Source organism: Amycolatopsis acididurans, assembly GCF_012328925.1.
GTDB classification, from domain to species: domain Bacteria; phylum Actinomycetota; class Actinomycetes; order Mycobacteriales; family Pseudonocardiaceae; genus Amycolatopsis_E; species Amycolatopsis_E acididurans.
On record NZ_JAAXLS010000013.1, the window covers coordinates 56497 to 82212 of the forward strand.

Genomic DNA, 25716 nt, shown 5'->3' on the forward strand with positions numbered 1-25716 from the left:
TGTCAGGAGGGTCATTGATGTCTAACTTCAGTTCCGCGACCAGTCGTCGCAGATTCGTTCAGTGGGCGCTCGGTGCGACCGTGGCCGCGCCGCTGGCCGGCTGCAGCGTGCTGAACGGGGGCTCGGGCTCCAGCGGCTCGTCGGGCGGCAACTCCGGTGGCCCGGTCGAGAAGAGCAACATCACCCTCGGCATCCTCGGTACCCAGGGAAGCGTCGGCGCCAAGCTCGCCGAGAAGTACGGCTACTTCAAGCAGCAGGGCCTGAACGTCACGATCAAGCCCTACGCGCAGGGCCCGCAGGCCGTGCCCGCGCTGATCAACGGCGAGCTGGACTTCGCCGTGATCAACTACGTCAGCTACTACCAGGCGATCGCGGCCAAGACGCTGGACGCGAAGGTCGTGGTGGACGGCGACGTCGCCACCGAGACCTCGCAGGCGATCATGGCCAAGCCCGACTCGGGCATCAGGACCGCGAAGGACCTGGTCGGCAAGAAGGTCGGCATCCAGGCCTCGAAGTCGCTGGCCGAACTGCTGGTGCGCGCGACGCTGAAGGACAACGACGTCGACCCGAACTCGGTGACCTACCTGCCGATCACGTTCCCGAACATCCCGGCCGCGATCAAGAGCGGGCAGCTCGACGCCGGTGTCGAGGTCGAGCCGTACCTGACGACGTCCGAGCAGAAGGACGGCCTGCAGCCCGTCATCAAGATCATCAGCGGGTCGACCGCGAACATGCCGGTCACCGGCTACATCGCGACGTCGAAGTTCATCGACGCCAACCCGAAGACGGTCGCGGCGTTCCAGCGGGCGCTGTTCACCGCCCAGCGTGACGCCACCGACCGCGCGAAGGTCGCCGAGGTGCTGCCCGAGCTCTCGGGCGTGGACCAGGCGACCGCAGCGCTGCTCAACCTCGACACCTTCCCGACCGCCAACAACCCGGCCCAGCTGCAGCGCGTGATCACCCTGCTGCAGGCCTACGGTGGCATGACGGCGCAGCTCAACGCCGCCGACTACCTGGTGCCCACTCCCCAGATGTGACCTGATGCGAACTGTCCTGCGTAGATTGACCGGCCTGGCCGTCTTCCTCGCGCTCTGGGAGGTCCTCGCCCGGTCCGGTCTGCTCAAGGCGGGCGTACTGCCGCCGGTCTCGGAAGTGCTCGGCCAGTTCTTCCTGCTGCTCGGCAACCCCGATTTCCTCGCCGGCGCCGCCTCGACGCTGCTGTCCTGGGTGCTCACGATCCTGTTCGCGACCGTGATCGCGATCCCGCTCGGCATCCTGCTCGGCAGCATCCGGCCGCTCCGGCTGGCGACCGGGCCGCTGATCGAGTTCCTCCGGCCGCTGCCCACGGTGGCCCTGATCCCGCTCGCCACGCTCGTGCTGGGCAGCGGGGCGCAGACCAAGATCGCGCTGGCCACGTTCGCCGCGTCCTGGCCGATCCTGTTCAACACGATGTACGCGCTCGGCGAGATCGACCGGCAGTTGCTCGACACGGCGCGGTCGTTCCGGACGCCGCTGCCGAGGCTGGTCTACGGGGTGATCCTGCCGAGCATCGCGCCGTTCGTGCTGACCGGGATCCGGCTGTCCGCGGCGGTGGGCCTGATCGTGCTCGTGAGCACGGAGTTCCTGACCGGCACCAGCGTCGGCGTCGGGCAGTTCGTCTTCCACTGGGGTAGTTCTTCACTGCGCATGGACATCGTGCTGGCGGGAACCGTCTTCACCGGTCTGGTCGGCTATCTGGTCAACATCGCCTTGCTTGGCGCGCAACGGCGATGGCTGGGCTGGTCGGCGGCGGGGGGTGCGGTGTGAGCGGGCGGTGGCGCGCCTTCGGCCGGCGCTGGCTGGTGTTCATCGTGTTCCTGTTGCTGTGGCAGTGGATCACGGTCAGCGTGGCGAACCCGTACTTCCCGCCACCGACCCAGATCCTCGACGCCGCACGGGAAGCGTGGCTGTCCGGGCCCGGCAGCCATCTTTTCGTCACCGACGCGGTGACCGGCGACATGCTGCCCAGCCTCGGCAGGCTGCTGCTCGGCTGGTTCATCGCCGTCGTCGTGGGTGTCTCATGTGGACTCGCGCTCGGCCGGCTGCCCAAGCTCACCGACTACGTGTCGACCATGCTCTTCTTCGCGAGGTCGGTGCCGGCGGTGTTGCTGGTGCCGGTGTTCCTCGTGGCGTTCGGGATCGGGCCGAGGATGGAGATCGTCACGATCCTGTGGGGCACCATCTGGCCGATCCTGCTGAACACGATCGACGGCGCGCGCGGGGTGGACGCCGTGAAGACCGAAACCGCCCGCGCGTTCCACATCTCCCGGCGGGACTGGGTTTTCGGTGTGGTGTTGCCGACCGCCCTGCCGAAGGTGTTCGCGGGCCTGCGCCTCGCCCTGTCGATCGCGATCATCCTGATGGTGGTCTCGGAGCTGACCGGCGGCGCGGACAGCGGCATCGGCTTCCGGCTCATCAACGCCCAGGGCGGCTTCCAGCTGGCCGAGATGTGGGCGTGGATCGTGCTGGTGAGCGTGCTCGGCTACCTGGCCAACTTCCTGCTCACGGTCGTGGAACGCCGGATGCTGGCCTGGCATCCCGGCTTCCACGCGGAGCGGCTGGACTGACGCGGAGGGGCTTCCCCGCGCGGGAAGCCCCTCCGCACCTAGGCCGCCGGGCTGATCGTCACGTGCAGCAGCGTGGGCACGGTGGCCGCCAGCGCGGACCGCAGTGCCGTGCGCAGTTCGTCCGCGGTTTCGACGCGGTGCGCGTCGCAGCCCATTCCCGTTGCCAGTGAACAGAAATCGAGGCCGCCCAGTTCGTATCCCGGCACCTTGCCGGAGTTGTTGCGCCGCGCGTGCTTGCGGACCGCGCCGTACTCGCCGTTGTCGAGGATGACGAACGTGACGGCCGTCTGTTCGCGTGCGGCGGTCCACAGCGCCTGGATGCCGTACATGCTGCCGCCGTCCCCGAGCACCGCGATGACGGGCCGCGCCGGTTCGGCCAGCGCGGCACCCACGGCGGCCGGCAGTCCGTAGCCGAGCACGCCGCTGGCCATGGTGAGGAAGCCGCCCGGCGCGGTGATGGGCAGGCGTTCCTGGATGTCCGGCCGGTTCGTCGGGGCCTCTTCGACCACGAGCGCGCCTTCGGGCAGCAGGTCCGAGATCGTCTGGTACACGAAAGCGCCCGACAGCTGCTCACCCGCTGCCGGGTCGGCCAGCCGCGGCGGAAGCTGCCGCGGCGCCGGAGCGGGCCGTTCCGTGCCGGACACCAGCTCGGTGAGGCCGCCGATGCCCAGGCGCTGCGTGGTGAGCACGCCGGTGGCCCTGGCGCGGGCCAGCAGCTGCGAATCGTCGCTGAGCACGTACAGCGGCGGCAGCTCGGGTCCGCCTCCGGCGACCACGTGGTAGGTGAACACCGGCGCCCCGAGCACGACGACACAGTCGTAGGGCTCGAGCAGGCCCGCCACGCCCGCCCTGGCCGGCGGGAGAAAACCGGCGAACTGCGGGTGGTCCTCGGGGAAGGAGCAGCGCGCCGAGAACGGCGCCGCCCACACCGCGGCCCGCGTCTTCTCCGCCAGCGCGACGGCCTCGGGCACGGCGCCGTCCGCGTCCACCGCGGCGCCGACGACGAGTGCGGGGCGCTCGCTGGCGTCCAGCGCGGCGGCGACCGTGGCGAGCGCGTCGGCGTCCGGGGCGAAGCTCGCGATCCGGGGCAGTGCGGCCACCGGTTCGGCGGGCTCGTTCCAGTCGTCGAAGGGCACCGACAGATAGACCGGTCCCATCGGCGCCTGCGTGGCCAGCCGGTACGCCTGGGCGAACGCGGCGGGCACGTCCTGAGCGCGGGCGGGCTGGTAGCTCCACTTCACGTAGGGCTTGGGGAACTCGGCCGGTTCGATCGCGCCGAGATAGGGATCGCCAGGCAGCAGCGAGCGGGACTGCTGTCCGGCGAGCACGATCAGCGGCGCACGGTTGTGGAAGGCGGTGACGAGGCTGCCCAGCCCGTGTCCGAGCCCGCCTGCGGAATGCAGGTTGACGATCGCCGCGTTACCGGACTGCTGGGCGAAGGCGTCGGCCATCGCGACCACACTGGACTCCTGCAGCCCCAGCACGTAGCGGAAGTCGTCGGGGAAGTCGGCGAGGAAGGTCAGCTCGGTGCTGCCCGGATTGCCGAAGATCGTGGTGAGCTTCCAGTCGCGCATGAGGTCGCGCACGACATCCCGGACCGTCTTCATCGGTTCGCCCTTCCTGTGCTCACCTGTTCGGTTGTGGCCACCTGCTCCGCGAGTGCCTGCTCGGCCGCCGCGTTCCGGTCGCGCAGCAGCCTGGCGACCTCGGCGCGCAGCGTCACGAACTCCGCCGACTCCCTCGTGGTGATCTGGTCGCGCTCGGCGGGAAGGCCCACCGGAAGGTCCGCGACGATCGTGGCGGGCGAGGACGACAGTACGAGCACGCGGTCACCCAGGTAGACGCTTTCGTCGATGTCGTGCGTGACGAGCAGGACCGTGCTGTTCCGCTCGCGCTGCACCCGGCGCAGCAGATCTTCCAATTCGAATCGCGTTTGTGCGTCAACCGACGCAAACGGCTCGTCCATGAGCAGCAATGCCGGCCTGCTCGCCAATGCCCGCGCGATCGACACTCGTTGTTGCATGCCACCGGAAAGTTGCGACGGGTATTTGCGATCCGCATCGGCGAGACCGACCCAGGCCAGCGCCTCACGTGCCCGCGCGCGACGTTCGTCGCGGCTCATCTTCAACGACCGCAGGGGAAATTCGACATTGCCGAGGACGGTCAGCCAGGGAAACAAGGAGCGGCTGTAGTCCTGGAACACGACGGCGAGGTCGTCCGGCACTCCGTCGACGAGGTCGCCGTGCAGTCGCACGGTTCCGCCGGTGGGCTTGATCAGGCCGCCGATGCAGCGCAGCAGCGTGGATTTACCGCAGCCCGAGGGGCCGACGATGCAGGCCAGTTGCCCGGCCTCGACCGTGAACGACAGCTCACGGACGGCGACGTGAGCACCGTCCCCACCGCCGTAGCGGTGATTGAGCCCGCTCACCTGGAGCATGGTGGGCACACGCATCTCCTCATTCTTGCGATTCTCAGACCGGCCCCAGTGCCGGTGATCTAAATCACTCGATCTAGCTCATTAAGCCTACGGGTGACTACGCAGCGTGCTTAGACCGAGTTCAACGAAGGACAGTTTCCTGTAATGACAGCGTGACAACAGAGATCGGCTTTCCGGACGTTGCCCAAGAAGGGTTACATCTTCACCTACTCTTCGCTACCCTCTGCACCTGCAAAAGCAGCTTTGGGATTATTCGCTGGCGGGATTGACGGTGGTACAGCGGTGCCGAGAGACGACACCCCAGGAGTGACGGCTGCTCCTGCGGAGCGGACGTCGGAACGACGTGGCGGCTCCCGGCTGGGCTTACGCAACTGGAAGTTGCGATCGAAGCTCGCGCTGGTGCTCGCGATCCCGACGGTGACAGCCCTCGTGCTCGGCGGCCTTCGCGTGGTCGACGAGTTACGCCAGGCCGCGCAATTGGACCAGACCACGGCACAGGTCGACTTCGCCGGCAAGGTCGCCGAGGTCGTGCACCGCCTGCAGGGCGAGCGGATGCTCGCGGTGGCCAAGATCACCGTGCCCGGGGACGTCGATCTGCAGACCGCGCTCAACGGTCAGATCATCCAGGTCGACGCCGCTGTCGCGGATCTGCGCAACGCCGCCGCCGAACTGAACGTCGACGACCCGGCCAGCCAGGTGGCCTACCAGCGTGGTCTGTCGCGTTTGGACGCATTGCGGCCACTGCGGGCGTCGGTGAACACCCCGCCGTACTCCGAGCAGGCCGCGTTCACCACCTATTCTTCGGTGCTCGACTCACTGGTCCAGCTCGGTCGCGAGGTGACCTCTTCGGTCTCCGACCGCGAACTGCTGCGCCAGGGCACGATCGTGCAGGCGGTCAGCGAGGCCAAGGAGTTCGCCGCGCGCCTTGACGCGGCGCTGGAAATCGCGGCCCTGCGCAACGGTTTCTCCGACTTCCTGCTGGACGAGGCCCGCGCCGCGCAGTTCAGCAACTCCGCGGCGCTCGACGTGTTCCGCGCCAACGCGACACCGGAACAGACGCAGCTGTACTCGGACACGGTCGCCGGTCCCGACGTCGACGGCCGCGAGCAGATCGCGGCCAACGCGTTCGCGCGGGTCAACTCCAGCTCGCTGGACATCAACCGCAACGCGCTGGCCACGAACAGCACGTCGAACCTGAACAAGATGCGCACGGTGCAGAGTGATCTGCTCGCCCAGTTGCGCGCACAGGCGAACAGCCTGGCGAGCAGCGCGAAGACCGCCGCGTGGCGGGACGTCGGCATCGTGCTCGCCGCCCTGGTCGCCGCGCTGCTGCTGACCCTGCTGGTCGCGCGGATCATGCTGCGGCCGCTGCGCGTGCTGCGGACCAACGCGCTGGACATCGCCTACACCCGGCTGCCCGAGACGGTCACCAGGATCCTCGACGACCCGGATCCCGTGGCGGCGTCGAGCAAGGCCGTCGCGCCGGTGCCGATCCACACCAAGGAAGAGGTCGGCGAACTCGCCCGCTCGTTCGACGCGGTGCACGAACAGGCCGTCAAGATGGCGGCGGAGCAGGCGTTGCTGCGCGAGAACGTCAACGGCATCTTCGTCAACCTCTCCCGGCGTTCGCAGCGGCTGGTGGAACGCCAGCTCGGCGTGATCGACCGGCTGGAGGCCGACGAACAGGATCCCGACCACCTCGCGAGCCTGTTCGAACTGGACCACCTCGCGACGAGGTTGCGGCGCAACGGCGAAAGCCTGCTGGTGCTCTCGGGCGCCGGTCTGGCCAAGTCCGTACCCAAGCCCGTCCCGGCCGCGGACGTCATCGGCGCCGCCGTGTCGGAGATCGAGCAGTACGCGCGCGTCGAGGTCGGCGTCATCCCCGACGTCGCGGTGCGCGGGCTGACCGTGCACGACCTCGTGCACCTGCTCGCCGAACTGCTGGACAACGCGACCTACTTCTCCGAACCGGAGACGAAGGTGAGCGTGCGCGCGGTCGTCACCCGCCGCAAATCGCTGGCCATCCAGATCACCGACCGCGGTGTGGGCATGTCCGAGGAGCAGATCGCCGAGGCGAACAAGCGGCTCGCCGATCCGCCCGACCTGGACGTGTCGGTGACCCGGCGGATGGGCCTCTACGTGGTCGCCCGGCTGGCCAAGCGACACGGCATCGAGGTCCGCGTGCGCGAGAACGAGGACATCGAAGGTGGCGTGATCGCCCGCGTCGTCGTCCCCGCCGAACTGCTCGGCCCGGTGCCCGCGCCCGTGCCGCCGCCCACCCTGGCCGAGACCTCGATGCCGCAGATCCCGCACGTGCCCGTGCAGCGGCCGAGGCCCGCGTCGGTGGCGGCGGAGCAGACCACGACCACGCCGCCACAGCCGGACGGCCCGGCGTCCGGTCCCGGCGGGCTCAAACCGCTCGACCAGCCGATCAGCCTCGATGACCTCGTCGCAGGCTCGTCCAAGGCGGCCTACCTCAGCCGCGGTTCCGGCTCGGGCAACGGCAACGGCTCCTCCGCGGAGCTGACCGGCCGGATCGCACCGCTGCAACTGCCCAAACGCGAACCGAAGTACGTGCCGGTCGCGCCGGAGCCGCCGCGGGAGGAACCGCAGGCGAGCGAGAACGGAGCGCTCGAGGACGACGCGCCGACGAAGCGGCTGCCGATCTACCAGTCGGTCGTGTCGCGGTGGTTCAGCGAGGAAGACGAAGCGCCCAAGCAGGACAACCCGGAAGAGGAAATCGAGCGCTCGATGACGGGGGATCTCGAGGAACCCTACGTTCCGCAGCCGGAGCCCGAGGAGTCGACGCCGATGCTGGACGAGCTCTGGCACAGCGCCGCGGACGAGGGCTGGCAGGCGGCGGAGGCACTGCTGGAGCCCAAGGGTGAGGAGATGACCACCGCCGGCCTGCCCAAGCGGGTGCCCAACGCCTACCTCGTGCCGGGCTCGGTGACCTCGGGGGAGTCCGGTGCCTTCACCGACACCACTTCCGGGAAGCCGAGTCACAGCGCGATCGCCAGATCGGCCACCGCCGCGCGCGAGCGGATGGCGAGCTTCCAGCAAGGGTACAAGTCCGGCCGGCACGCGTTGCGGGACAATCCCGGTGCCGAGGAAAGTGTTTCGGTGCGGGGTGGGGAGTTTTCCTCATCCGATTACGGCAGTGAGGAGTGACGAGTGACGCGGGCGGGTTCCCTGCAGCCGGGTGGCTCGAAGTCGCCGAGCGGACCTAACGGGTTCGCCTGGCTCATCACCGACTTCGTGCACCGTGTCCCAGGCGCGGCGCATGCGGTGGTGGTTTCCGCCGACGGACTGATGCTGGCTTCCTCGCGAGGCCTGCCCAAGGACAGGGCCGATCAGTTGGCCGCCGTCGCGTCCGGGCTCACCAGCCTCGCGCGCGGCGCGGCGAAGGTCTTCGAAGGCGGGCCGGTCGCCCAGACCGTGGTCGAGATGGCCAACGGCTTCCTGTTCCTGATGTCGGTCTCCGACGGTTCGTGTCTTGCCGTGCTCGGCTCCCCGGACAGCGACATCGGTCTGGTGGTCTACGAGATGACCCTTCTGGTCGACCGGGTCGGCCAGCAACTCACGCCTGAGCTGCGGGCGCAGTTGCAGGGCGCGGCGCGCGGCTGACGACGTGCCAGGGGACGGACAGTGGATGCGGACTTGGACGGGGCTGTGATGGGGATGAGCTCCACGATTTCCGGGTCGGATCCCGATGACCCACGGGGATCGAACACAGGTGAGGACTGGCGGCAGTTCCGGGCGCGCGTCGACCGCGACCGGCGGCAGCGCCGGGGCGCGAGTCCCGGGGACGTCGAACCGGAACCCTCGGCGGGCTGGCACACAGGTGAGTACCGGATGCCCGACTTCAACGACCGGCTGCTGTCCGGGCCCGGTTCGGAACTGTTCGGCCGGGGCCCCGACCAGGGCCCGCCCAGCGGCGAGTTCGCCGCGTTCTCGGGCATGGCGCCGGGACCGGGACCCGGTCCGGTGAGTCACCCGAACCATCCGAGCCTGCCGGGCATCCCGCCGGTGCCCGCCCCGCCCGAGGCCACCCCGGCCGAGACCTCCGGCCTGGTCCGGCCCTACTTCCGCACCGGTGGCCGGACCAGACCGACGTACGACCTCGCGATCGAGGCGCTGGTGTCCACCAGCGAACGTGGCCGCGTGCTCGACCGCGTGAAGGTGCCCGAGCACCGCTCCATCTGCGGTCTGTGCCTGGACACCCGTTCGGTGGCCGAGGTCGCCGCGTACCTGCGCCTGCCGCTGGGCGTGGTGCGGGTGCTCATCGGTGACGTCGCCGGGCTGGGCCTGGTTCTGGTGCACACCGCGACCGTCGCGGTCGGCGACCGCCCCAGTATCGAATTCATGGAGAGGGTGCTCAGTGGCCTTCGGAGAATTTGACTCCGACGCGAACGTCTCGGCGGCGCACGGCCCGACGCAGTCGGCCAAGATCGTTGTCGCGGGTGGTTTCGGCGCGGGCAAGACCACGCTCGTCGGCGCGGTGTCGGAGATCGACCCGCTGACCACGGAAGCGCAGATGACCGAGGCGAGCGTGACGGTCGACGACGTGACCGCGACGCCGAACAAGACCACCACGACGGTGGCCATGGACTTCGGCCGCCTCTCGCTGGACTCCGACCTCGTGCTGTACGTGTTCGGCACGCCGGGCCAGCACCGGTTCTGGTTCATGTGGGACGACCTCGCGCTGGGTGCGATCGGCGCGGTCGTGCTCGTGGACACGCGCCGGCTCGCGGACGCGTTCCCCTCGATCGACTTCTTCGAGAACCGCAAGTTGCCCTACATCGTGGCGATCAACTGCTTTGACCGATTGCTGCACCATCAGATCGAGGATGTCCGGCACGCATTGACGATCGGCGCCCATGTGCCCATCATCGCTTGCGACGCACGGGAACGTGAGTCGGCGAAACAGGTGCTGATCTCGGTCGTGGAGCACGCGATCTCGCGGGACACCGCGCTTCAGGTCGGCTGAGTGACGGCACGCTCACCTTCGGGGTACGGCCGTTGGGGTGAACGATAGGGATCACCCTTGGTTGCGGGTCGACAACCCCGCTGTGGGGAATACCCTGGCAGGGAATAATCGCGACCGCGACGATCGGCGAGGAGGTAGGTGTGACGGCGCCGGCCCATCATTCGGGCAGCTTCGGCTGGCTCATCACCGATTTCGTGCGCAGGGTGCCCGGTGCGGCGCACGCGATCGTGGTGTCGGCGGACGGTCTGTTGCTCGCCGGTTCCCAGGGACTGCCGAAGGACCGCGCAGACCAGCTCTCCGCCGTCGCCTCCGGACTGGTCAGCCTCACACAAGGCGCGGCGCGGTGCTTCGAAGCCGGTCTTGTGAACCAGACGGTCGTCGAGATGGAGCGCGGATACCTGTTCCTGATGTCGATCAGTGACGGATCGTGCCTCGCCGTACTCGCCGCGCCGAACTGCGATATCGGCACGGTCGCCTACGAGATGACGCTGCTGGTGGATCGCGTCGGTCAGCAGATGACGCCGGAGCTGCGCACGCAGCTCCAGGGTGGTGTGCGCGGGTAGCCGATGACGAGGATTTCGAAGGGGGCCCCGGGCCCCGGCGTCGACGCATGGGAAGCCCTGCACCAGGGCATGGACCGCGACGGTCTCGACTCGCCCGCCCGGTTCAAGCTGAACCGCGCCGCGGTGCTCACCGCGGTGCGCGGTCTGCCCGGCGTGCGGCGGGAGCCGGCGCCGGTGCCACCCCCGCCCGCCGCTCCGTCGCCCGCGATGCCCCGGCCCATGCCCGTGACGTCGTCGGCGCGGCAGCGCACGATGATGCGGCCGTACGCGCACACGCGCGGTCGCACGCGCCCGGACTACGAGCTGGAACTGGAAGCGCTCGTGTCCACAAGCGACCGTGGCCGCCGCTACGAGGGCGCGGTTTCGGTGCAGCACAGGCGAATCTGCGATCTGTGCGCCGATCCACGCTCGATCGTGGAGATCGCGGCGTACCTGCATCTGCCGCTGAACGTGGTGAAGGTGCTGGTCAGCGATATGGACAACATGGAGCTGGTGGTCATCCACCAGCCGGGCCTGTCGTTCGGCGACCGCTCCTCACGCGAGTTCATGGCCCGCGTCCTAGAAGGCCTCCGAGCCCTCTAACGCGAGTCGGGCTTTCCGTGCCCCCGAGTTGGGGGTTCGGCATCCGCGAGTTGGGAGTTCCGCGCGCCCGAGTCGGCGGTTCCGTGCGGCGTCTGCGAGTTGGCCGTTCCGCGCACTCAAGCCGTGCTCCCCACGCACCTGAGCTGGGCGTTCCGTCGCTGGAACGCCGTCAGTCCTCCACGAGGGCCGCGGACGTGATGCGGTGCAACGGAAACCGCTCGTCTTCGGTGCTCAGCAGGACCCCGCCGCCGACGTGCGCCGGGGTGACGATCCGCTGGCTCGCCGTCCCGTGCGCGTCCACGAACCCGATCCACACCTCGCGCTTCTCGCGGCTCGCCCGTGCCAGCAGCGCCATCGTCGCGGCCGTGTCCGAGCCGCCGCCCCCGCCCGGTAACCGCACTTCCTTGCCCCGCCGCCGGGTCGCGACCCGGTCGCCCGCGCGCACGTGTGCGATGACCGTCGCGATCTGCTCGGGATCGATGGCGCCCGGATCGGCGAGCACGCGCCGGTTGTTCTTGCTCCGCGCGGGAATCCGGCGCCCGCTCGGCCGCAGGTCCAGCACCCGCCCGTCCGGGCCCTCGGCGGCCGGGGCGAAACCCGCCGCGCGTAACCCGTCCAGCACCTCGGCCAGCGGCACCGGGCTCACCAGCACGGTCGGCGCGATGCGGCGCAGCTCGTACTCCTGGGCCACCGGGTTGCCGAGCACCTCCGCGAGCAGCACCTCGTCGTCGCAGCGCAGGAACGACGCCGCCGCACCACCGCGCAGCCGTCCGTGCCGCCGCGCGACGTCGTCGATGAGGTAGGTCAGCGACTGCGGCACCGGCGTCGCCGACCGCTTGCCGAACAGTTCGTGCAGCTCATCGGCCGTGCGCCCGGCGTCAAGAGCGCGCCGCACGGTGGCCTCGGTGACCCGGTAGACCGTCGCGTGCCCGGCGGACTCCACGTCGGCCACCGTCTTGATCTCCGTGGCCAGTTCGGGCTCCAGCGGGCCCGGCGCGACGACGGTGAGGTCGGCCTGCACCAGCACGTGGTCGATCGGCGCCGGCATCGCGTCGACCATCGCCGACAGGGCGCGCGTGCGGTCGTCGTCCAGCAGGGCCTTCGTCGCGGTGGGGAGCGTGCCGAGCGCGATCACGCCGAGCGCGGCGGCCTCGGCCATCGTCCAGCGCACGGTCTCGTCACGCAGCCGCCCGCCCCGCCGCGGTGCGCGCCACGCCAGCACGCCGACCAGCTCTTCGACGCTTTTCACCCCCTCGCCCGGCCGCAGGTCGGCCAGCGAGTTCAGCACCCGGCGCCGGTTGAGCGGCGCGAGCGGACGGCGAAGATCGTCGGACAGCGGGATGATCGGCTTGTCCTTGGCGTCGCGCTGCCCGGCCAGGCCCGGCAGCCGCGGCAGCTCCAGCCAGGTCTGCGCGAGCGTGAGCCAGCGCTGTCCGGGCGCGGACGCCAGCCACGAGTCGGTCAGCGTGGTCGGGACCCACTCCGGCGTGGTCGATCCGCTGTCGGCGACCAGCCCGGCGCCCACCGCAAGCTCGGCGAGCAGGGTCGCCCGGGTGTCGTCGACCTCCACGTCGCGGGCCAGCCGCCGCAGTTCGCGCACGCCGAGCCCGCCCGCCTTGAGTACCGGCGGTGGCTGCTCCGACCACAACATCAGCAGCTTTTCCGTCTGGCGAAGGAACTCCATCGCCTCACCGGCCGCCGCCTCGTCCACAGTGGACTGCTGATGTGGGTGGACCGGCAGCTCGGGCTCGCGAAGCGCATCCGGCGAGCAGGACCGGCCGCCGCGCAACGCGAGCGCGACCTCGCGCGGCAGTTCGACGGTGCCGGCGTCCCGCCGGACCAGCAGGCCGCGGGCGAGCAGCCGCTGCACCGGCGTGGTCGCGCGCTCCAGGGGAACCTGGACGGCGGCGTCGCGGCTGCGGCCGACCGGTGAACCGGACGCCAGCGCGCCCAGCACGCCGCGTTCGTCCTCGCTCAGCTCCGCCAGTTCGACCCCGGCCAGTTCGGGCACGGACACGCCGAGGCCCGCCGGGTACGGGCCGACGATCTCGCGGGTGACCGGCAGCACCCGAAGTGCGTCGTCGTCGCCCCACGCGACCGCGCGCGACTTGAGCCGCTCCAGCGCAGGCCGCGGATCCGCGCCGATCAGCTCCTCGACCCTGCTCAAGGGCACGGCCTCGGTGTCGGCGTCGGCGACGAGCAGCGCGTCCAGCACGGCGAGGGTGAAGGTGTCCAGCTCCTCCAGCGCGCGTGCCGTGGAGCCCGCTGTGCCGGCTCGGGTGGCCAGCACGGTGCTGTCGGACGGGGGCGGGGTGGCCAGGTCGCGCCTGGCCTGCAGAAGCGCGGCCAGCTCGTCGTCGGACGCGGAACGCAGCCAGTCCGCCAGAGAGGTCGCGGGCATCACAGTCCAGGATACCGCCCTGGCCTGATGGGGCCCGCCGCGTTGAGGCAAACTGAGAGCGAGCGTGGTCCCGTGGAAGCAGGAGGTTGACGTGGCCAAAGGCGACAACGGCAAGAAATCTGTGCGTATCGACCCGAGCTGGCCGAAGGTTGCCGAGGGCGAGCACCCGGTGACGGAACTGGCGGCGGACCGCCAGGGCGCGCTTTCGCCGTTCGGCGACACGACGTTCCCACTCGAATCGGTGCCCTACGTGCACCCGGAGACCGAGATCAACAAGTAAGGGGTAACGACAGTGCCGGTTCCCGGCCCCGGTTATTCGATCACTGTTCGGGTCGAGGCACCGCCCTCGGCCAGCGCCGCTGGAGACCTTACGACCGCCGTCGGCCGGGTGGGCGGCGTGCTCACCGCGTTCGACGTCGTCGAGTCGACCGCCGAAGCGATCGTGGTCGACATCACGGCGAACGTCTCCAACGCCGATCACGTCGAGGACATCACCAAGGAGCTGGACTCACTCCCCGGTGTGCGGGTGCGCAAGGTCTCCGACCGCACCTTCCTCATGCACCTCGGCGGCAAGCTCTCGGTCACCCCGAAGGTGCAGCTGCGCAACCGTGACGATCTGTCCCGCGCCTACACCCCGGGCGTCGCACGGGTGTGCAAGGCGATCGCGGCGAACCCCGCCGACGCGCGGCGGCTGACCATCAAGCGCAACACGGTCGCGGTCGTCACCGACGGCTCCGCCGTGCTGGGCCTCGGCAACATCGGCCCGGAGGCGGCGCTTCCGGTGATGGAAGGCAAGGCGGCGCTGTTCAAGAAGTTCGCCGACGTCGACGCGTGGCCGGTGTGCCTGGACACCCAGGACACCGAGGAGATCATCAAGATCGTCAAGGCGCTGGCGCCGGTGTACGGCGGCATCAACCTGGAGGACATCGCCGCGCCGCGCTGCTTCGAGATCGAGAAGCGGCTGCGCGACCAGCTGGACATCCCGGTGTTCCACGACGACCAGCACGGCACGGCGATCGTGGTGGTCGCCGCGCTGCGCAACGCACTGCGCGTGGTCGGCAAGAACATCGAGGACTGCAAGATCGCGGTCAGCGGCGCCGGTGCGGCCGGTTCCGCGATCATCCGGTTGCTGCTGCGCAAGAAGCCGGGCGACATCGTGGTCTCCGACATCGACGGAATCGTCCACTCCGGACGCGAGAACCTCGACGACAACCTGCGCTGGCTGGCGGAGAACACCAACAAGGACAACGTGTCGGGCAGCCTGCACGACGCGCTGGTCGGCGCCGACGTGTTCATCGGCGTCTCGGCACCGAACCTGTTCGGTGCCGAGCAGGTCGCGACGATGGCCAAGGACGCGATCGTGTTCGCGCTGGCCAACCCGGACCCGGAGATCGACCCGATCGAGGCGCAGCAGCACGCGGCGGTCGTGGCCACCGGGCGCAGCGACTATCCGAACCAGATCAACAACGTGCTGGCCTTCCCCGGCGTGTTCCGCGGGCTGCTGGACGCGCAGGCACACGACATCGACGACGACATGCTGCTCGCCGCGGCCAACGCGATCGCCGATGTGGTGGACGACCGGCTCAACGCCTCGTTCATCGTGCCCAGCGTGTTCGACTCCGCCGTCGCCCCGGCCGTGGCGGACGCGGTGAAGCAGGCCGCCCGCCGCACGCGCGGCGCCCGTTAGTTCCGTAGCTCGCGTGTCGTCGCGCCGACCAGCGCGACGGCCGCGAGACACGTCAGGCCGCCGCTGAGCAGCGCGACCGGCCCGGAAGTCAGGCGGGCGACCAGGCCGGCACGCAGATTGCCGATGTCCGGTCCCGCCTGGCCGACGATCTGCTCAGCGGCGGACACCCTGCCGCGCAGGTGGTCGGGCGTCCCGGCCTGCACGATCGTGCCGCGCGCGACCACCGAGATCGTGTCCGCCGCCCCGGCGATCACCAGGCAGCACAGACCGAGCCAGGCACCCGGCACGACGCCGAACAGGGCGAGCGCCGCACCCCAGGTCGCCGAGGCGACGAGCATCACCAGGCCGAGGCGCGAGCGTCTGGTGAACGTTCCCGAGAAGACGGACGCGAGCACCCCGCCGACTGCGATCGCGGACAGGAACAGCCCGAGCGTGCGCGGGTCGTTGCCGAACTTTTCCGCGTTGACCTGCGGAAACAGGCTGATCGGCATCGCGAGCACGGTGGCGGCCAGGTCCGTGAGCAGCGCCGCGCGGACGACGCGGTGGCTGATCAGGAACCGGAGGCCGTCGAGCACCCCGCCGAGCCCGGGGCGTGCGGCGTCGCGATCGGGAGGCATCGGAGGCAGGCCGAAGGCGCCGAGGAAGGCGAGGCCGAAGGTGATCGCGTCGATCAGGTAGCAGCCGCCGACGCCGAGCCACGCCAACACGAGCCCGCCGACCGCGGGGCCGATCAGCATCGCGGCCTGAAACGAGATGTGGTTCAGCGCGAGCTCGGCCGGGAGCTGCGATTCGGGCAGCAGGCGAGGGATGAACGTTCGCGAGGCGGGCCCGCCGACGGTGACGAAACACGACTCGGCCGCGATGAGCAGCAGCACACCGTAAACCGGGAAGTGGCCCAGAAATCCTTGTACCGCAAGGATTAGCGCGCAGATGGCCTGTCCGGTCTGTGCGGCGAGATAGACCCGGCGGCGGTCGGCTCGGTCCACAACAGACCCGGCGAACAGTCCGAAACCGATCACCGGAAGCGCCTGCGCGAGGCCGACCGCGCCGGTCCACACGGTGCTGCCGGTCAGTTGCCAGACCTGGAACATGACCACGACGATCGTCATCTGCGACCCGAAGCCGGAGAACGCGCGGCCGAGCCACAGCCCGCGGAACTTCCGCGACGAGCGCAGCGGCGTGACGTCGAGCAGGGCTAGCGCCACGGTCGTGCCCGGGCGGTCCGGCTGCGAGGACTGGCCTGCGGGGCTATTGCCACGATGGGTCCCCGGCGAGCCGTTCCGCGATGCGGTCGTGGAAACTCTTGCGCCGCAACGCTTCCTCGATGTCGGCGACCACTTTGGTCAGCGGGCGGGGCAGCTCTGCTTCCAGTTCGGCGACCGCGGCCTCGGTCGCACGCCACTCCGCGGCCAGCTTTCCGGCGATCGCGGTGGCCTTGGCGGTAAGTGCGATCTTCTTGCTGCGCGCGTCCTCGCCGGTGGTGGTGCGCACGAATCCGGCGTTGCGCATCGCGGCGACCTTCTGGCTCATCGCGGAGTGCGTGCGATCGACGGACGCGGCCAGCTCGGTGATCGTCATCGGGCCCTGATGGTGCAGCCGGATCAGTTCCATCACGAAGCTCGGTTTGAGGCCCTCGATGCGGGCCTCGCGGTAAAGCCGCGCGATGTCGTCGTCCATCGCGTCGAGCAGGAGTCGCAGCGGACGCCAGTGACTGACTTCGGTCGGATCGCCGGTCATGCTCGGAATTGTAACAGCACTTATATAAGTACTGTTGCTTTTCGGGTCGTCGTATGCTGCGACTAGCCTGAGCGCGTGAGTGAACTCAGCCACGTCGATCACACCGGGGCGGCCCGGATGGTCGACGTCTCGGGCAAGGAAGCCTCCGCGCGGACGGCGATCGCGACGGGCGTCGTGCGCACGACGGCGGAGGTGGTGGGCCTGCTGTCGGCGAACGGCCTGCCGAAGGGCGACGCGCTCGCGACGGCGCGGATCGCGGGCATCATGGGAGCGAAGAAGGTGCCGGACCTCATCCCGCTGTGTCATCAGATCGCGCTGTCCGGGGTGAAGGTGGAGTTCGCGCTCGGCGAAACCGACGTGCGCATCGAGGCGACCGCGCGCACCACCGACCGCACGGGTGTCGAGATGGAGGCCCTGACGGCCGTCGCGGTGGCCGGGCTGACCGTGCACGACATGATCAAGGCCGTCGATCCGGCGGCGACCCTGGATGAGGTGCGGTTGGAACGCAAGGATGGCGGGAAGACCGGAACCTGGACGCGGGAGGCTTCATGACGCGCACAGCACGAGTGATCGTGGCTTCGAACCGGGCCGCGGCCGGGGTTTACGAGGACAACACCGGCCCGGTGATCGTCGCGTGGCTGGCGGAGCGCTCGTTCGAGGTCCCGGAGCCGCTGGTGGTGCCCGACGGCGCGCCGGTGGGCAAGGCGCTGCGTGAGTGCCTGAACGACGAGGTCGACGTGATCGTCACGACGGGCGGCACCGGCGTCTCGCCGACGGACCACACGCCGGAGGAGACGTCGGCGGTGCTGGACTACGAACTGCCGGGGCTGGCCGACGCCGTGCGGATGGCGGGCCTGCCGAAGGTGCCGACGGCGGTGTTGTCGCGCGGGGTGGCCGGAGTCGCGGGCCGGACGCTGGTGGTGAACCTGCCGGGATCCCGGGGTGGGGTCAAGGACGGGCTCGGGGTGCTGGCGGATGTGCTGGAGCACGCGGTCGACCAGCTCGCCGGTGGTGACCATCCGCGTCCGGAGAACGGCAAGGTCCTGGCGGCGGAGACTGCTCCCGTCGCGACCGCGCTGCCCGCGGACGGTGGTTCAGCGGGAGGGCCGCGGATCGCGCTGGCGCAGGTGACCGAGCAGCCGCTGTCGGTGGAGGCGCACGCCGATCTGGTGGACGATCCGGCCGCGGGCGCGGTGGTGACCTTCGGCGGTGTGGTGCGTGACCACGATGGCGGGAAGTCGGTGCTGAACCTGTTCTACGAGGGGCACCCGACGGCCGGTGATGTGCTGGCCAGGGTGGTCGCGGACGTGGCGGGACGCCGGGCCGGTGTTCGTGCGGTGGCGGTGAGTCACCGGCTGGGGGCGCTGGAAATCGGCGATGTGGCGCTGGCGTGTGCCGTCGCGGCGGATCACCGCGGCGAGGCGTTCGCGGCCTGCGCGGAGCTGGTGGACGAGGTCAAGGCCCGGCTGCCGGTCTGGAAGCACCAGCATTTCGCCGATGGCACGGACGAGTGGGTCAACTCGCCGTAGCTCAGAGGAGGGATCGGCAGCCGGGTGCGGGCGGCGCGGGCCGGGCTTGTGCGGCCGCGGTGTGGGCTGGCTCGTGCAGTGGCGCGGAGTGCGGTTTCGCGGGGAGGACTCCCGCGGTGGCGTCGAATGCGGGCCGGCGCGCGTGGTCGCGCGGAGTGCGGTTTCGTGGGTAGGGCTCGTGCGGTGGCGCGAAGCGCGCTGCGGTCGCGGATGGGCAGCCGGTCGCACTCAACGTCTTGCACGGAATGCCCGGCGGGGCTCGTTCATGTGGAAAATCCGGGCAGGTAGCTGGCTTCCTGCCCCCGACACCGCTTCGCCGCTGGAAGTGCGGCGATGGCAAAAAGCCAGCTACCTGCCCGGTGCCCCTACCGAGGGCGGCTCTGCGTTGGGCAATCGCTTGTCGTGAACCGGACTTGCGGTCAGGAAGCGTGCCAATTGGGTTTTGGGTCCTCAGGCGCTCTGTGCGGGCGATTTCGCTCGCGCGGCGCAAACCGGGCCTCAGGGGCCGCCGAAGGGGCTCAGCGGCCGGATCATGGTCGCGAGGACTACTGAAGGCGCGGATGGTTGAGCCGCCATGGGCCAGGAAGGCGCCGGATTTCGGCGGGCGACTCGTTCTGGGTGCGGTGGCTCGCCCTGGGTGCGGTGGCTCGCCGAAGTGTGGCGAGCCAGGGCCGCCGGGTGCGGCGAGCGTGGCTGCGGGTCCGGCGGGCAGGTCTGTGAGGTTTGCTTCGGGCGAGCCGGGTTCGGCGGGGGGCCGGTGGCAGGCCAGGGTGGGCGCTGCCTTTCGGCCCGGCGAGGGCTGTGCTCACCGAAGACGGAGGGCGCTGCGGCCGCTGACACCGGAGAACTGGGTCCACCGGAGCCGGAGGCTGCGTCGACCGGGACCGGAGGACGCCGCATCCGCCAGAACCGGATGGCTGCATCCACCGAGACCCGAGGGGACCCTCCGGCCGCCGCCCGGCCGGAACGGCGGGCAGTTGTGGCGAGGGCCCCACCGCCCGGGGGAAAGCGGTGGGGCCCTCACTCAAGCGCCGTTAGTGGCCTTCGGCCTGCCATTCGACGCCTCGGGGCGCCGCGGATGGCTCAGCCTGGTCACTGGCTTGGCACTGATCGCGCCGTGAGTGGCCTTGGGCGGGTCACTCGGGTGAGTGGCCCTCAGCAGGTCACTTGGTGGCGATCTTCTGGCCGACCAGAATCAGGTCCGCGTTGGGGATGTACTGCTGGTTCAGCTGCTGCAGCTTCTGGTAGCCGCCCTCGACGTTCATCTTCTGGGCGATCTTGCTCAGCGTGTCGCCGGCCACGACGGTGTAGTCACCGTTCGGGTTGGAGCTCGGCACGCTGGTGGCCGCCGGGGCGGTCACGGTCTTCGGCGTCGAGGTGGTCTTGGGCGCGGTGCTCTTCTGCGTCGAGCTCGACTTGACCGAGCTGGACGACGAGCCGCCCTTCTTGCCGCACACCGGCCACGCGCCGATGCCCTGGCCCTGCAGGACCCGCTCGGCGACGGCGATCTGCTGCTCACGGGACGCGCCCTGCGGGCTGCCGGTGCCGCCGTAGGCCTTCCACGTGCTCTGCGTGAACTGCAGGCCGCCGTAGAAGCCGTTGCCGGTGTTGGTGTTCCAGTTGCCACCGCTCTCGCACTGCGCGATCGCGTCCCAGTTCACGCTGGAGGCCTGCGCGGGGGTCGCAGCGATAGCCAGCGGGGTGCCGACGGCGATGCCCGCGATGGCGACGCGAGCGATGTGGCGAGCGGCGGGGGACATCTTGCGGTGCTTGCCTCGGTAGGACATTTCGCTTAACTCGGGCTCCCAGCGCCGACGAGCCTCACGGCCGTGGGCGGACCCGCAGGCCCGTGCCGCCCGGCGGGATCCGGGCTGCCGGCCGGCTCCGCGTCGGTGCGCGGTGCCGGTCCCCTCGCCCCTGTCCGGAAGCTTCTTTCGCTCGGGGTATTGGTCCGGGATTCCGCCGGACAGGGTTTGGCGCTTTCGGAATCCCGGTCTTGCCGTGGCCGGTCGGGGCCAGCCGAAAAGCGACGGTACGTAACGAGGACCGTGATCGGAAATTAATCGGCATGTGAGCTACATCACAGTAACGACACGCAACCTGTAGCGATCCCAGTGTTTTTCCTGGTCGGAGGGCCGTTATCTCGCCGTTTCCTTGTCGAGATATTTCACTGATCGTGAGGTCTGTGTCACGTCGTGACGGTGCGACTGGTCCGTTGGTGGGCCTTTGGGAAACGCCGGGAAAACGCCTTCTAACCGCCGGCAAACGGAGGCAAGACGTCCAGTTCGGCTCCGTCCGGAAGGGGGCGGGAGGGGTCTCGCACGGCGATACCGTCGACAAGGAAGCTGGCGGCCTCCAGTACCCGCGGCAGGCGCTCGGGATGCCGCTCCCGCAGCACCACGATCGCCTCTGAGACGGACGCACCGGCAGGCAACCGGACCGTCTCCTGCTCCACCCCGGACGCGGCCCTCGCGGACGCGAAATAACGCACCTGGACCGTCGTCACGGACCTCAGCCCCCGATCGCGCTCATCGGCCGGATCGGCTGTGCGAACCCGGCGTCGTTGATCTCGTGCCCCGCGAGTTTGCCCCACATCGTCATCCGCCATGCGTGCGCCACCTCTTCATCGGAGGCGCCGCCACGCATCAGGTCGCGCAGCTGGGTCTCGTCATTACTGAACAGGCACGAGCGCACGGCGCCGTCGGCGGTGAGCCGGGTGCGTTCACATGCGGCGCAGAACGGCCTGGTCACGGACGCGATGACGCCGACCTCGGCCGGTCCGCCGTCGACCAGCCAGCGCTCCGCGGGCGCGCCGCCGCGTTCGGCGGGGCTGGGTGTCAGCGTGAACTCCTCGCGCAGCAGACCGAGGATCTCCTCCGCAGTGATCATCTCGCCGCGGTTCCAGCCGTGCTGGGCGTCCAGCGGCATCTGCTCGATGAAGCGAAGGTGGTAGCCGTTGTCGAGGCAGTACTGCAGTAGATCGGCGGCCTCGTGCTCGTTGACCCCGCGCAGTAGTACGGCGTTCACCTTGACCGGGTTCAGTCCCGCGTCGCGCGCCGCGGCAAGCGCGGCCTGCACGTGGGAGAGCCGGTCCCGGCGCGTGATCGTGCGGAACGTCTCCTCGTCGACGGTGTCGAGCGAGATGTTGATCCGGTCGAGCCCCGCGTCGGCGAAGGCCTTGGCGCGTTTGGCGAGCCCGATCCCGTTGGTGGTCATGGAAAGCCGGGGCCTCGGCCGCAGCGCGGCGATCTCGGCCACCAGGTCCTCCAGCCCGGCGCGCAGCAACGGCTCGCCGCCGGTGAGCCGGATGTCGGTGATGCCGAGCCGCTCGACGGCGATCCGTAGCAACCGCAACAATTCCGCGTCACTGAGAACGTCGTCGCCGGGCAGCCACGGCAGGCCCTCGGCGGGCATGCAGTAAGTACAGCGAAGGTTGCAGCGGTCCGTCAGCGACACGCGCAGATCGGTGGCGACCCGCCCGAACGTGTCGATGAGGGCGGGATTGTCCGGCCTTGGTTCGGACACGTCGGGAAGGCTTCGCACACGGGGAAGACCGAGATTTACCGCACTCATTGACACCAGCCTAACCCGAGCCTCGACATTGGGGCGATCACTAGAATATTTGGACGACCGCGCCCGTGAAATGGGGAGGACCCTGGCAAATGGCCGACGAGCCGAGGTATCCCGTGCCGCCCGAGGTGCTCCAGCGGTTCGGGGAGCTCGGCCGCGAAGGCAGCACGCTGGCCGTGCTGCGGCACGCGCGCATCGCCGAGATGATGGGCCTGTCGGCCACCGACCACAAGGCGCTCGATCTGGCGTCACGTGCCGAAGGTCCGCTCACCGCGGGCAGGATCGCCCAGCTCACGGGCCTTTCCACGGGTGCGGTGACCGGGGTGATCGACCGGCTGGAGCGCGCCGGTTTCGTCCGTCGCGTCCGTGATGAACAGGACCGGCGCAAGGTTCTGGTCGAGCTGACGCCGTTCGACGAGGAGAAGTACGCGCCGCTGTTCGCCTCCGCGCTGGACGTGATGGAAAGCGTGCTGCAGCGGTTCTCGCCCGAGGAGCGCGAGATTGTGGAGCGGTTCGAACGTGCGCTCCAAGAACGTATGCGGGCCGATATCTTCGGCACATAGCTTTTCCGCAAGCGCGGGGATAACCTCGCCAACATGCCGCAATTTCGGTTCTCTGAGGCCGCAGGACTTCTCGGCGTCAGCGACGACACGGTGCGCCGCTGGGTGCGCGCCGGTCAGCTGACCGAAGGAGTCGACTCCGCGGGCCGCAAGGTCATCGACGGTGCCGAACTCGCCGCGTTCGCGCGCGAACAGGCCGCACGTCCGGACGATCCGTCACAGGTGGGACGTTCGGCGCGTAACCGGTTCGTCGGGCTGGTCACCGAGGTGATCGCGGACAAGGTCATGGCGCAGGTCGAGATCCAGTGTGGACCGTACCGAGTCGTGTCGCTGATGAGTGCCGAGGCGGTGCGCGAGCTCGGGCTGCGCCCAGGCGTGCTCGCGGTGGCGGTGGTGAAAGCGACGACGGTCGTCGTCGAGACTCCAGGAGGAGAGCGTTGAAAAAGACAATAGCCGCGCTGGCCACGCTGGCCCTGCTGCTCACCGGTTGCGGGTCGGCCAGTTCCGGCGGCAACGGCGACCCCAAGACGTTGACGGTGTTCGCCGCGGCCTCACTGACCGAGTCCTTCAACGCGATCAAGACCGACTTCGAGGCGGCACACCCCGGCGTCACCGTCAAGTACAACTTCGGCGGCTCGTCCTCGCTGGTGCAGCAGCTGAGCAACGGGGCGCAGGCCGACGTGTTCGCCTCCGCCGATCAGACCAATATGGACAAGGCCGTGCAAACCGGGGTGATCGACGGCACACCGCAGGTGTTCGCGACCAACAAGCTGACCATCGCGGTCGCGCCGGGCAACCCGAAGCACATCACGAGCTTCGCCGACCTCGCCAAAGGCGGGCTGACCGTCGTGGTGTGCGCGCCGCAGGTGCCGTGCGGATCGGCCACGCAGAAGGTCGAGAAGAACACCGGCGTGCAGCTCAAGCCGGCGAGTGAGGAACAGGACGTCAAGCAGGTGCTGACGAAGGTGCAGGCCGGTGAGGCCGACGCGGGCCTGGTCTACGTCACCGACGCCGCGAGCGCGAAGGGCAAGGTCGACCAGGTCCAGTTCCCGGAGGCCGCGCAGGCGGTCAACAACTACCCGATCGCCGTGGTGAAGAACGCGCCGCAGAGCGACCTCGCCAAGCAGTTCGAGCAGTACGTGCTCGGCGCGCAGGGGCAGCAGCAGCTCGCGAAGGTCGGTTTTGTCCCGCCGAACAAGTAACCCGCGCGCGCGGCTGCCGTGGGTGCTGTGGGTACCGGCGGCAGCCGCGCTGGCTCTGGTCGTACTGCCCGTGATCGGGCTGCTCGTGCGGACCGACCTGACGCGTCTGCCCGCACTGATCGTGTCCGGCTCGTCACTCACCGCGCTGCGGCTGTCGCTGGAGACGGCCGTGGTGTCGACCGCGGCGTGCGTCGTGTTCGGGGTGCCGCTGGCCGTCGTGCTCGCGCGCTCCTCCTTTCCCGGACTGCGCGTGCTGCGGGCGATCGTGCTGTTGCCGCTCGTGCTGCCGCCGGTGGTCGGCGGGCTCGCACTGTTGTACCTACTCGGCAGAAAGGGCTTTCTCGGCTACGCGCTGTCGGTCGCGATGGGGGTGCAGATCCCGTTCACGACCACCGCGGTGATCATCGCGCAGACGTTCGTGGCGATGCCCTTCCTGGTGGTGAGCCTGGAGGGTGCGCTGCGCAACGCCGGGGACGCCTACGAGCAGGTGGCCGCGACGCTGGGCGCGAAGCCCTGGACGGTGTTCCGCCGGGTCACGCTGCCGTTGCTGCTGCCCGCGCTCGGCTCGGGCGCGGTGCTCAGCTTCGCCCGCTCGCTCGGCGAGTTCGGCGCGACGATCACGTTCGCGGGCAGCCTCGAAGGGGTCACCCGAACGCTTCCGCTCGCCGTGTACACACAGGCGGAGTCCGATGTGGACAGCGCGGTGGCGCTGGCTCTGATGCTGATCGTGGTCGCGGTGGTGGTCATCGCGGTGGCCAGGCCGAGAGCGCTGGAAGGTAACCCGTCGTGACACTGCATGCCGAGATCGAGCTGGTCAGGGGCAGCTTCGAGTTGGCGGTGGAGTTCGACGTCCCGGCGGGCACCGTACTGGCGATCCTCGGGCCGAACGGTTCCGGCAAGTCGAGCCTGCTCGGCAGTTTGTCCGGATTACTGCGGCCACACCGCGCCACGGTCACGTTCGGCGGCAGGCCGTTGCACGGGCTGCCGCCGCACGAGCGTGCCGTGGGCCTGCTGTCGCAGGACCCGCTGCTGTTCCCGCATCTGTCCGCTGTGGACAACGTGGCGTTCGCGCCGCGTTCGAAGGGAGCGGGCCGGGCGGAGGCACGCGAGATCGCGCACCGGTGGCTGGCCGAGGTGGACGCCGCCGGACTCGCCGACCACAAACCGGCGCAGCTGTCCGGAGGGCAGGCGCAGCGGGTGGCGGTCGCGCGTGCGCTGGCGGGCGAGCCGGACCTGCTGCTGCTCGACGAGCCGCTGGCCGCGCTGGACGTGGACGCCGCGCCGGCGATCCGCGGGCTGCTGCGGCGGGTGCTCGGTATGAACAGCACCCGCGCGACGATCCTGGTCACCCACGATCCGCTCGACGCGCTCGCGCTCGCCGATCACGTGCTGGTGATGGCGGCGGGGCAGGCGGTCGAGCGCGGGCCGACGCGCGAGGTGCTGGCCGCGCCGCGAACCTCGTTCACGGCCCGCATCGCGGGGCTCAACCTGATCGCCGGGACGGCGGTCGCGGAAGGCCTGCGTGCCGAGGACGGTCGTCTCATCGCCGGGATGCTGAGCGAGGACGCCGCGCTGGGCGAGCCGGCTGTCGCGGTGTTCGAGCCGAGCGCGGTGTCCGTCTATCCCGCCGAGGACGGTCATCCCGGCAGTCCACGCAATACGATCGCCACCTCGGTCACCGCGGTGGAACCGCACGGCCCGATCATCCGGCTGCGGACCGAGGCGGGGCTCTCGGCCGACCTCACCCCGGCCGCCGTCGCCGATCTGCGGCTGGAGCCCGGTACGCCTGTCCGGCTGTCGATCAAAGCGACGACGGTGACGGTGCATCCCGCGCTCGCCCCATAAGCTAGGG

Annotated in this window: 26 protein-coding genes; 18 read left to right on the forward strand and 8 right to left on the reverse strand. The window is 69.7% G+C overall.

Annotated features, from left to right (window positions below; translation table 11 throughout):
* Positions 1 to 17 precede the first annotated feature (17 nt).
* From HFP15_RS19935 to HFP15_RS19945, 3 genes are read left to right on the forward strand one after another with little or no spacing between them, the layout of a single operon-like run.
* Positions 18 to 1037 (forward strand): ABC transporter substrate-binding protein, encoded by a 1020-nt coding sequence (locus tag HFP15_RS19935; protein ID WP_168517814.1) that lies wholly within the window; start codon positions 18 to 20, stop codon positions 1035 to 1037.
* 4 nt (positions 1038 to 1041) lie between these two features.
* Positions 1042 to 1806 carry an ABC transporter permease gene (locus tag HFP15_RS19940; protein WP_210717577.1) on the forward strand — a complete coding sequence of 255 codons (765 nt, stop codon included), beginning with the start codon at positions 1042 to 1044 and terminating at the stop codon, positions 1804 to 1806.
* On the forward strand, positions 1803 to 2606 hold the full coding sequence (locus HFP15_RS19945; protein ID WP_312871657.1) for an ABC transporter permease: 804 nt from the start codon (positions 1803 to 1805) through the stop codon (positions 2604 to 2606). The genes HFP15_RS19940 and HFP15_RS19945 overlap by 4 nt, the downstream gene beginning before the upstream one ends.
* A 38-nt stretch (positions 2607 to 2644) precedes the next feature.
* Here the strand turns inward: HFP15_RS19945 and mdlC are convergent, their stop codons facing one another.
* Together mdlC and HFP15_RS19955 are read right to left on the reverse strand one after the other, a co-directional pair.
* Positions 2645 to 4213: a benzoylformate decarboxylase gene (gene mdlC, locus HFP15_RS19950; protein WP_168517818.1), complete on the reverse strand. Its 1569-nt coding sequence runs from the start codon at positions 4211 to 4213 to the stop codon at positions 2645 to 2647.
* The gene (locus tag HFP15_RS19955) at positions 4210 to 5052 is read right to left on the reverse strand and encodes an ABC transporter ATP-binding protein (RefSeq protein ID WP_168517820.1); all 843 of its coding nucleotides are present in this window, start codon (positions 5050 to 5052) and stop codon (positions 4210 to 4212) included. Before HFP15_RS19955 ends, mdlC begins: the two co-directional genes overlap by 4 nt.
* A 273-nt stretch (positions 5053 to 5325) precedes the next feature.
* Here HFP15_RS19955 and HFP15_RS19960 point away from each other — a divergent pair, with 273 nt between their 5' ends.
* The 6 genes from HFP15_RS19960 (at position 5326) to HFP15_RS19985 (ending at position 11178) form a co-directional block, all read left to right on the forward strand.
* A complete protein-coding gene (locus HFP15_RS19960; protein ID WP_168517822.1) occupies positions 5326 to 8214 on the forward strand; it encodes a sensor histidine kinase in 2889 nt (962 codons plus the stop codon).
* A 3-nt stretch (positions 8215 to 8217) separates the two neighbouring features.
* A complete protein-coding gene (locus HFP15_RS19965) occupies positions 8218 to 8670 on the forward strand; it encodes a roadblock/LC7 domain-containing protein (protein ID WP_168517824.1) in 453 nt (150 codons plus the stop codon).
* Between the two features lie 54 nt (positions 8671 to 8724).
* Complete coding sequence (locus HFP15_RS19970) at positions 8725 to 9444, forward strand: DUF742 domain-containing protein (RefSeq protein WP_246271871.1); 720 nt, start codon at positions 8725 to 8727, stop codon at positions 9442 to 9444.
* Positions 9425 to 10033 (forward strand): GTP-binding protein, encoded by a 609-nt coding sequence (locus HFP15_RS19975; protein ID WP_168517826.1) that lies wholly within the window; start codon positions 9425 to 9427, stop codon positions 10031 to 10033. The genes HFP15_RS19970 and HFP15_RS19975 overlap by 20 nt, the downstream gene beginning before the upstream one ends.
* 140 nt (positions 10034 to 10173) lie before the next feature.
* Complete coding sequence (locus HFP15_RS19980) at positions 10174 to 10596, forward strand: roadblock/LC7 domain-containing protein (RefSeq protein ID WP_168517828.1); 423 nt, start codon at positions 10174 to 10176, stop codon at positions 10594 to 10596.
* A 3-nt stretch (positions 10597 to 10599) separates the two neighbouring features.
* Positions 10600 to 11178, forward strand: a complete 579-nt coding sequence (locus HFP15_RS19985; protein WP_210717579.1) for a DUF742 domain-containing protein — start codon at positions 10600 to 10602, stop codon at positions 11176 to 11178.
* A gap of 169 nt (positions 11179 to 11347) precedes the next feature.
* Here HFP15_RS19985 and HFP15_RS19990 read toward each other — a convergent pair whose 3' ends face one another.
* A complete protein-coding gene (locus tag HFP15_RS19990; protein ID WP_168517830.1) occupies positions 11348 to 13579 on the reverse strand; it encodes a helicase-associated domain-containing protein in 2232 nt (743 codons plus the stop codon).
* 91 nt (positions 13580 to 13670) lie between these two features.
* Between HFP15_RS19990 and HFP15_RS19995 the strand changes: the two genes are divergently transcribed.
* Complete coding sequence (locus HFP15_RS19995; RefSeq protein WP_168517832.1) at positions 13671 to 13859, forward strand: hypothetical protein; 189 nt, start codon at positions 13671 to 13673, stop codon at positions 13857 to 13859.
* 12 nt (positions 13860 to 13871) lie between these two features.
* Positions 13872 to 15266, forward strand: coding sequence for an NAD-dependent malic enzyme (locus HFP15_RS20000; protein ID WP_168517834.1), 1395 nt, complete (start codon positions 13872 to 13874; stop codon positions 15264 to 15266).
* On the opposite strand, the gene HFP15_RS20005 is transcribed toward HFP15_RS20000, so the two are convergent.
* Together HFP15_RS20005 and HFP15_RS20010 are read right to left on the reverse strand one after the other, a co-directional pair.
* Entirely contained in the window at positions 15263 to 16471 is a 1209-nt protein-coding gene (locus tag HFP15_RS20005; protein ID WP_168517837.1) for an MFS transporter, read from the reverse strand. The two genes, HFP15_RS20000 and HFP15_RS20005, sit on opposite strands and share 4 nt — an antisense overlap.
* A 43-nt stretch (positions 16472 to 16514) precedes the next feature.
* The gene (locus HFP15_RS20010; RefSeq protein WP_210717580.1) at positions 16515 to 17003 is read right to left on the reverse strand and encodes a MarR family winged helix-turn-helix transcriptional regulator; all 489 of its coding nucleotides are present in this window, start codon (positions 17001 to 17003) and stop codon (positions 16515 to 16517) included.
* Between the two features lie 75 nt (positions 17004 to 17078).
* On the opposite strand from HFP15_RS20010, the gene moaC reads away from it, so the two are divergent.
* Positions 17079 to 17555 carry a cyclic pyranopterin monophosphate synthase MoaC gene (moaC, locus tag HFP15_RS20015; protein WP_168517839.1) on the forward strand — a complete coding sequence of 159 codons (477 nt, stop codon included), beginning with the start codon at positions 17079 to 17081 and terminating at the stop codon, positions 17553 to 17555.
* On the forward strand, positions 17552 to 18532 hold the full coding sequence (locus HFP15_RS20020; RefSeq protein ID WP_168517841.1) for a molybdenum cofactor biosynthesis protein MoaE: 981 nt from the start codon (positions 17552 to 17554) through the stop codon (positions 18530 to 18532). Before moaC ends, HFP15_RS20020 begins: the two co-directional genes overlap by 4 nt.
* A 1163-nt stretch (positions 18533 to 19695) precedes the next feature.
* On the opposite strand, the gene HFP15_RS20025 is transcribed toward HFP15_RS20020, so the two are convergent.
* From HFP15_RS20025 to moaA, 3 genes are all read right to left on the reverse strand, one after another.
* On the reverse strand, positions 19696 to 20319 hold the full coding sequence (locus HFP15_RS20025) for a LysM peptidoglycan-binding domain-containing protein (RefSeq protein ID WP_168517843.1): 624 nt from the start codon (positions 20317 to 20319) through the stop codon (positions 19696 to 19698).
* A gap of 464 nt (positions 20320 to 20783) precedes the next feature.
* The gene (locus HFP15_RS20030; protein ID WP_312871659.1) at positions 20784 to 21038 is read right to left on the reverse strand and encodes a MoaD/ThiS family protein; all 255 of its coding nucleotides are present in this window, start codon (positions 21036 to 21038) and stop codon (positions 20784 to 20786) included.
* A gap of 5 nt (positions 21039 to 21043) precedes the next feature.
* Entirely contained in the window at positions 21044 to 22105 is a 1062-nt protein-coding gene (gene moaA / locus HFP15_RS20035; RefSeq protein ID WP_168517847.1) for a GTP 3',8-cyclase MoaA, read from the reverse strand.
* Between the two features lie 89 nt (positions 22106 to 22194).
* On the opposite strand from moaA, the gene HFP15_RS20040 reads away from it, so the two are divergent.
* From HFP15_RS20040 to HFP15_RS20060, 5 genes are read left to right on the forward strand one after another with little or no spacing between them, the layout of a single operon-like run.
* Positions 22195 to 22665: a MarR family winged helix-turn-helix transcriptional regulator gene (locus tag HFP15_RS20040; RefSeq protein WP_168517849.1), complete on the forward strand. Its 471-nt coding sequence runs from the start codon at positions 22195 to 22197 to the stop codon at positions 22663 to 22665.
* A gap of 33 nt (positions 22666 to 22698) precedes the next feature.
* Positions 22699 to 23103 carry a TOBE domain-containing protein gene (locus tag HFP15_RS20045; RefSeq protein ID WP_168517851.1) on the forward strand — a complete coding sequence of 135 codons (405 nt, stop codon included), beginning with the start codon at positions 22699 to 22701 and terminating at the stop codon, positions 23101 to 23103.
* Positions 23100 to 23864: a molybdate ABC transporter substrate-binding protein gene (gene modA / locus HFP15_RS20050; RefSeq protein ID WP_168517854.1), complete on the forward strand. Its 765-nt coding sequence runs from the start codon at positions 23100 to 23102 to the stop codon at positions 23862 to 23864. The genes HFP15_RS20045 and modA overlap by 4 nt, the downstream gene beginning before the upstream one ends.
* A 13-nt stretch (positions 23865 to 23877) precedes the next feature.
* Positions 23878 to 24654 (forward strand): ABC transporter permease, encoded by a 777-nt coding sequence (locus HFP15_RS20055; protein WP_210717602.1) that lies wholly within the window; start codon positions 23878 to 23880, stop codon positions 24652 to 24654.
* Positions 24651 to 25709 carry a sulfate/molybdate ABC transporter ATP-binding protein gene (locus tag HFP15_RS20060; protein ID WP_168517858.1) on the forward strand — a complete coding sequence of 353 codons (1059 nt, stop codon included), beginning with the start codon at positions 24651 to 24653 and terminating at the stop codon, positions 25707 to 25709. The genes HFP15_RS20055 and HFP15_RS20060 overlap by 4 nt, the downstream gene beginning before the upstream one ends.
* Positions 25710 to 25716 lie beyond the last annotated feature (7 nt).